The sequence below is a fragment of the Wolbachia endosymbiont of Nasonia vitripennis genome (assembly GCF_048054115.1).
Classification (GTDB): domain Bacteria; phylum Pseudomonadota; class Alphaproteobacteria; order Rickettsiales; family Anaplasmataceae; genus Wolbachia.
The window spans coordinates 1-2626 of the sequence record NZ_JAFEVF010000069.1; the positions used below are offsets into that span (position 1 = coordinate 1).

Genomic DNA, 2626 nt, shown 5'->3' on the forward strand with positions numbered 1-2626 from the left:
CAAACCTTTTTTGATAGTATGCATATTGCTTATCAGAAAAATATTGATAGCATTAAACAGGATGCTGATTTTGGTTTTGACTTTGTTAATTCTTCTGTCAGTTAATTCATGCCTGTCAGATCAAGTCTAAACTATTACATGAGCAATTTACTTAATAAATATAATACATTTTATTTTATAGCTAGTTCTCTGGCTACTCTTACATTACTTACATCTTTAGCGCTTATTAATGTACCTAGTTCTTTAATTCTCGCTTTAGCTGTATTATCTGTTTTGGCTTTTATGATTTTGTATAAAATAATTATTGACACTAGGAAAGTGGGAAAGGAATTTGCTCACAAAGAGCGTGAGTTGACTCAAGAAAAGCACAATTTATACGAGGAAGGAAGAAAATTTTGTCAAAAAATAGAAGCTGAGAGGAAATATTTTCTTAAAGAAAAAAAATCTTTGGAGGAGAAATTAGAAGCAAAAATGATCCATATAATTGGAATAACAGAAGAATTAGAAAAAGTAACGAAGGAGAAAGATGAGCTTGCTGCACAAGAAAAAGAACTACTCCATAAAATCTCATATTTGTGTAAACAGTTACAGGAAAAAGAAGCTAATCTAACTGAGAGGAAAAAACTTATAATCGAATTGAAAAGAAAAATAGACAATGATAAATATGAGGAATTATATAAGGAAGTAGAGAAATTATCTAAAGAAAAAGAGGAGTTATCTAAGGAAATAGACAAATTACGTAAAGAGAAACATATACTATATATGAAAAAAGAAGAATTACATAAAAGAAGAACTTTGTGTGAAATTAGATGAATTACAATGTAAATTTAAAGAAATTGATCAGAAAAATAAAAACTTATCTCAAGAGTTAAAAAGGAAATTTGAAGAGCTAGATAAAGCAGACGGTTTAATTAAAAATCAATCTTTTGAGTTAGACAGAATAAGACAAGATTGTAATAACGAAGTGAAAAATTTAAGAAATTCACTTTTAGAGCGAGACAGTCAAATAAAACAACTTCAATATGTGATAGATAAGATAGAAGAATCGATAAGAGAAAATGAAACAATTAAAGATTATAGCAAAAAAATAATATTAGGGGAGACTCAGAAAATAAAATTTATATTAGGGCAGCTTGTGCAATTCAAGCCAATGAAAGGTTCCAAAACATCGGAGGAAACGTCTGATTCTTTACAGGAAGATCTTGGATATGCCAGTCGTTCACCCACTCCGACCAGATTATCGTGTTCAGTGTCTGTACAAAGCATTGCAAGTGGACCAATCCCTGAATATGGATTGTAAAATGCAACAATTACTCTTATTATAAAAAAAATTATACAAGATAATGAACCCAATAATATGCGCACTGGATACACAAGATTTGAATGAAGCCATATCTTGGGCTAATGGTCTGCGTGATAAGGTTGGCATGGTAAAACTTGGGTTAGAATTTTTTGCTGCACATGGTCCTTCTGGAGTGAGAGAAGTTGCAAAATGCAATGTACCAATTTTTTTAGATCTAAAATTGTATGATATTCCAAACACTGTAGCTAGAACAGTTGAAGCAATAAAAGCTCTAGATGTTGAAATGCTAACATTGCATATCAGTGGTGGAACAAAAATGCTTAAAGAAGCACTAAGTGTAGTGCAAGGAAAGAAAATAAAGCTAATTGGAGTAACAGTACTAACCAGCATGATCAATGAAGATCTGAGTGAACTCGGAGTGGCAAGAGAAACAAAATCACAGGTAATTTTGCTGGCAAAGCTTGCAAAAAAGATTGGACTGCATGGAATAGTTTGCTCTGCACTAGAAGCTCAAGAAGTGCGCCAAGAATGTGGTAAAGACTTTAAAATTATTACTCCAGGAATCCGTATAAATCGAGGTCATGATGATCAAAAAAGGACAGCAACACCAAAAGAAGCAATAAATTCAGGAGCTGATTATATCGTAATTGGCAGACCAATTACAAAAAGCGGCAATCCCGCAAGTAGTGCAGAATTAATATTGAAATCCCTTACTGATTGAAGCAGGAGAGCGGCAAGGTAGATAAGGTACCATAGAATAAAAGCAACAAACGGTATGTATCCGTTCAGCAGGGTGGCAAAACAAGGTAGACGAGAAAAGATAACTAAATGGGTGTCATCCTAGTGCTTGACCATTTTTCTTTTTTTTCTGGATTCCAGCGTCACGCGCTGGAATGACAGGGCTGTGAGTGTCATCGAAGTAGCCGATACAGGCCTTTTTCTTCTGTCATCCCAGTGCCCTGACACTGGGATCCAGTTAAATTTACAGGTATAAAAGTAATCAACGTTTCTGGTGATGATAGAAAAATGGATCCCAGCACAGGATACCATTTATTGTTTTGGCAAATTTGTACAGCTACGTACTTTATTTGCACATTCTTCTGAACAGATACGCAGCGAAAAAAAATGCTTGACACAAAAAAATGGATGCTGTATAGTGCTAACGATTAAGTATAATATTTACCGTGGTGTAATACTACACTGCTTTTTTTACTTCAACTGTAATAGTTTAGACTTGATCTGACAGGCATGAATTAACTGACAGAAGAATTAACAAAGTCAAAACCAAAATCAGCATCCTTCTACCACGAATCTGAAAGACCG

The 2626-nt window shown here is 33.8% G+C and carries 3 protein-coding genes; all 3 read left to right on the forward strand.

Annotation, left to right across the window (positions count from 1 at the left end; translation table 11 throughout):
- The first annotated feature begins 108 nt into the window (after window positions 1-108).
- From JR053_RS05265 to pyrF, 3 genes are read left to right on the forward strand one after another with little or no spacing between them, the layout of a single operon-like run.
- Entirely contained in the window at window positions 109-813 is a 705-nt protein-coding gene (locus JR053_RS05265) for a hypothetical protein (protein ID WP_416603803.1), read from the forward strand.
- Complete coding sequence (locus JR053_RS05270; protein WP_010401397.1) at window positions 800-1300, forward strand: hypothetical protein; 501 nt, start codon at window positions 800-802, stop codon at window positions 1298-1300. Before JR053_RS05265 ends, JR053_RS05270 begins: the two co-directional genes overlap by 14 nt.
- A gap of 43 nt (window positions 1301-1343) precedes the next feature.
- Window positions 1344-2024, forward strand: a complete 681-nt coding sequence (gene pyrF / locus JR053_RS05275) for an orotidine-5'-phosphate decarboxylase (protein ID WP_010401398.1) — start codon at window positions 1344-1346, stop codon at window positions 2022-2024.
- Window positions 2025-2626 lie beyond the last annotated feature (602 nt).

Coding starts and splice junctions, on each gene's coding strand:
- JR053_RS05265 (WP_416603803.1), top strand. CDS start 109: ATGCCTGTCAGATCAAGTCTAAACTATTACATGAGCAATTTACTTAAT.
- pyrF (WP_010401398.1), top strand. CDS start 1,344: ATGAACCCAATAATATGCGCACTGGATACACAAGATTTGAATGAAGCC.